Source organism: Mesorhizobium sp. M4B.F.Ca.ET.089.01.1.1, assembly GCF_004022605.1.
Taxonomy (GTDB): domain Bacteria; phylum Pseudomonadota; class Alphaproteobacteria; order Rhizobiales; family Rhizobiaceae; genus Mesorhizobium; species Mesorhizobium abyssinicae.
Window position 1 is genome coordinate 1 of the sequence record NZ_RZOS01000690.1, and the last position, 2,101, is coordinate 2,101.

Annotated in this window: 4 protein-coding genes; all 4 read left to right on the forward strand. The window is 60.2% G+C overall.

Going from position 1 to position 2,101, the window contains the following annotated elements; translation table 11 throughout:
* Window positions 1–691, forward strand: a 691-nt coding sequence (locus EN780_RS39110) for a hypothetical protein (RefSeq protein WP_189556934.1), incomplete at its 5' end; no start/stop codon positions are given.
* 5 nt (window positions 692–696) lie between these two features.
* Window positions 697–1,272 carry a hypothetical protein gene (locus tag EN780_RS32735; RefSeq protein ID WP_128276337.1) on the forward strand — a complete coding sequence of 192 codons (576 nt, stop codon included), beginning with the start codon at window positions 697–699 and terminating at the stop codon, window positions 1,270–1,272.
* 46 nt (window positions 1,273–1,318) lie between these two features.
* Entirely contained in the window at window positions 1,319–1,597 is a 279-nt protein-coding gene (locus tag EN780_RS32740) for a hypothetical protein (protein WP_128276338.1), read from the forward strand.
* Window positions 1,590–2,101, forward strand: a 512-nt coding sequence (locus EN780_RS32745; RefSeq protein WP_133372828.1) for an ATP-binding protein, incomplete at its 3' end; no start/stop codon positions are given. The genes EN780_RS32740 and EN780_RS32745, both read left to right, overlap by 8 nt.

Consider the following 2,101-nt stretch of genomic DNA (forward strand, 5'->3'; position numbering starts at 1 on the left):
GGACCGGATCAGTGCGTTGCGTGCGGGAGAACGCGCCGCGGCGCTTGCCGACCTCGACCAGTTCAAAGCGGCGATCTTCAAACCCGAAACTTGCGTCTTGGCCGCCGTCTTCGAACTGGTCGAAGCAGGCAATCCACTCGTTCCGCCCTGTGGTCGCTGCGCCTATTGCAGACGACACAATATCCATCCGCCCAAGATCTCTGAGATCCGCTTCGAAGGTCTCGATCGGCGATGGCCAAAAGCACATGGGCAGAGCGGCCTCCGGCCCGGCATTTCAATACTCCAACCCGCCAGCGATGACGGAACGATCGGAGCGGGACTAATCGAAGGCCTGGTCGACGCAGGCATCGAGCAGTTCATCGTGCCCGCCAATCACGCCGACAGGTTCGCAGAGCGGCTCGTCGCTACTAGTTGCGCCTACGGATTGGTCAGCAGCCATGACGACATATTGGGCGATTGGCGGCCAGCATTGATGCCAACAGCGCTCATCATCCAGGATTCGAGCCGCGTCGATCGCCTGGTCGATCGCGTGGAGGCGTGGAGCAAGCTCAACCCTGAGCAACGCCTTGTTATCGTCGCAGCTTCGCACATCATGGTACGAGGAAAGCCGATCGCCAATATCCTCTCGAGCAGCGCGCCGATCGCTGAGGCCGCATTAAATGGCGTTGCCAAGGAAATGTCGTACCGATGAGCTTGTTGAGCGACACCAACTATTCTCCGCAACGCATTCATGCGCTCCTCCGCCTGCTCGACGCCCAAGGCGGGCAGCTCAGCTTTGACAGCATCGTGACATGGCTCAAGCCCACCATGCGCGGTGTTGAGCTACGCGGTTCGGAGAGCGAGCACATTAACATCCGGCAACTGATCGGCGCGGCAAACAGTCTCGGCATGATTGATAACCCCGCCCAGAATCAGTACCGGCTTTCCGGCCCCGTCCCGGCTTCACTCGAAGGGTTCGCCGATGCGGTTCACGATCGGCTGATCGGGCTCGAGTGGGACCATGCAGATTCGATCGTTCTGGAAGCCTATGCGGCCATGGTCGTCCTGACCGAGGCGGAGCAAAACACCGGTTGGCTGGAGGTCAATGCAAAGGATCGCGCTCAGCGGATCAACAATGCCGTCCGCCATGGCACGGGCGATGATGATGGCGAGAGCAACAAGCGTTTCAACGCGACGAAATCCTCGCCCTGGAAGCGCTGGATGATCTTCCTCGGGCTTGGGCTGCCGATGCCCAAAGGCGATCTCTACCCCCTACCCCGTCCAACGGCTTGAACGTGAGTTCGCGCGACTCCGTGCACAAAAGGCGGCACCGGGCCTCGTGGAAATTGAGCCGTTCATGGCCATGGTGGCTGAGCGGATGCCCTACCTTGACGGCGGCCGACTATTCAAAGCTTCAGCGGAGCTGGCTCGCCTTGCGCCGCTTGAGCGCAAGCTGTCGCGCGTCTTGAGTGGCGCGCTGCGCGACCTTCATGACGACAAACGCGTGACACTCGATCCCATAGGCGACGCCAAGCAGACTTATGCGCTGACGCAGGAGCCGCATGCGGTCAAAAGCATTAAGACGGTAAGCCTGCAGATGGAGGCGGTCCATGTCTGAGGCGATGCACGGAGCTTGCTGGACGGAAGATCGCGCGCATGCGGTGCTTCGATCCGTAGCACTGGCCAACAATGAAGCAGAGTTCCTCGCCGTCCATCAGCCGATCCGCGATTTTCAGATTTCGACCACGACCGGGGATAGCATGGAGCCAACCGACGAGGCCCTGCTCGCCGATTTGTCGAACCCGGAAACGCGCTATGGCTTCTGTATCGTTGAGGGCGAGCCGGGCGCCGGTAAGTCGCACCTGATCCGATGGCTGGACGTCAAATGGAACAAAGACGATCTGGTGATGCTCATCGAACGCGCCGACGGCAGTCTCATCGGCACGTTGCGCCAGCTTAGATCTCAACTCGGCGAGCGCTACGCGCATCTGTTCGAGAATCTGGCCCAAAGCGTTGAAGCGTCGTTCGATGGTCGTGTGAAGCTGTTCCATGCCAACCTTGCCGCATCACTCAGCCCGAACTTCTTCGAAAGCCCGATAGGCGACGAGGAGTGGTGTGGCAC